Source organism: Curtobacterium sp. NPDC088465 (genome assembly GCF_044753165.1).
Lineage (GTDB): Bacteria > Actinomycetota > Actinomycetes > Actinomycetales > Microbacteriaceae > Curtobacterium.
Genome location: NZ_JBIVMR010000009.1, coordinates 3,886 through 5,598, shown reverse-complemented (window position 1 = coordinate 5,598; position 1,713 = coordinate 3,886). Strand labels below are relative to the sequence as shown.

Annotated in this window: 2 rRNA genes (1 of these 2 only partly in view); both read right to left on the bottom strand. The window is 55.0% G+C overall.

Features of this window, described 5'->3' with window-relative positions:
• Positions 1-5: 5 nt before the first annotated feature.
• Positions 6-122: ribosomal RNA gene (gene rrf, locus ACIP6W_RS16280) — 5S ribosomal RNA — on the bottom strand.
• A 141-nt stretch (positions 123-263) separates the two neighbouring features.
• Positions 264-1,713, bottom strand: a 23S ribosomal RNA gene (locus ACIP6W_RS16275); it runs 1,757 nt beyond the window's last position.

The following is a 1,713-nucleotide window of genomic DNA, read 5'->3' as shown; positions in this document are numbered from 1 at the left end:
GTTGAGTCCGGCGGCGTCCTACTCTCCCACAAGGTCCCCCTTGCAGTACCATCGGCGCTGAGAGGCTTAGCTTCCGGGTTCGGAATGTGACCGGGCGTTTCCCTCTCGCTATGACCACCGGAACACTGTCGACCCAGATCCTGGATCAAACCATTGTTCCTTCAGAGCATTGCTGAAGTATTCAGTTTGATTCCCGATCGTCTGTCGGGAACCACAAAGTGGACGCGAGCCCGCCACCCACAAGGGGCGACGGTAAAAGTTGTGTTGTCAAGTCTTCGGCTTATTAGTACCGGTCAGCTCCACGGGTCGTTAGTCCCCGCTTCCACATCCGGCCTATCAACCCAGTAGTCTGCTGGGAGCCTCTCACACTCAAGGTGCATGGAAATCTCATCTCGAAGACGGCTTCCCGCTTAGATGCTTTCAGCGGTTATCCGGTCCGAACGTAGCTAATCAGCGGTGCCCTTGGCAGAACAACTGACACACCAGAGGTTCGTCCATCCCGGTCCTCTCGTACTAGGGATAGATCTTCTCAAATTTCCAACGCGCGCAGCGGATAGGGACCGAACTGTCTCACGACGTTCTAAACCCAGCTCGCGTACCGCTTTAATGGGCGAACAGCCCAACCCTTGGGACCTACTCCAGCCCCAGGATGCGACGAGCCGACATCGAGGTGCCAAACCATGCCGTCGATATGGACTCTTGGGCAAGATCAGCCTGTTATCCCCGAGGTACCTTTTATCCGTTGAGCGACAGCGCTTCCACAAGCCACTGCCGGATCACTAGTCCCGACTTTCGTCCCTGCTCGACCTGTCAGTCTCACAGTCAAGCTCCCTTGTGCACTTACACTCGCCACCTGATTGCCAACCAGGTTGAGGGAACCTTTGGGCGCCTCCGTTACTCTTTGGGAGGCAACCGCCCCAGTTAAACTACCCATCAGGCACTGTCCATGAACCCGATCAGGGTCCTACGTTAGACATCCAAAGTGACCAGAGTGGTATTTCAACAATGACTCCACGAACACTAGCGTGCCCGCTTCACAGTCTCCCACCTATCCTACACAAGCCACTCCGAACACCAATACCAAACTGTAGTAAAGGTCACGGGGTCTTTCCGTCCTGCTGCGCGTAACGAGCATCTTTACTCGTAGTGCAATTTCGCCGAGTTCGCGGTTGAGACAGCTGGGAAGTCGTTACGCCATTCGTGCAGGTCGGAACTTACCCGACAAGGAATTTCGCTACCTTAGGATGGTTATAGTTACCACCGCCGTTTACTGGGGCTTAAATTCAGAGCTTCGCCCTAAGGCTAACCCTTCCTCTTAACCTTCCAGCACCGGGCAGGCGTCAGTCCGTATACATCGTCTTGCGACTTCGCACGGACCTGTGTTTTTAGTAAACAGTCGCTTCCCACTGGTCTCTGCGGCCTTCAACGCTCAACGACGAGAAGTCGTATCACGTGTCCGGCCCCCCTTCTCCCGAAGTTACGGGGGCATTTTGCCGAGTTCCTTAACCACGATTCTCTCGATCTCCTTGGTATTCTCTACCTGACCACCTGAGTCGGTTTCGGGTACGGGCGGCTGCAACCTCGCGTCGATGCTTTTCTCGGCAGCATAGGATCACTGATTTCCCCTTACGGGTACGCGTCGGATCTCAGGCACACAGACGACGGATTTGCCTATCGTCAGCCCTACATCCTTACACCAGGTTCACCTCTACG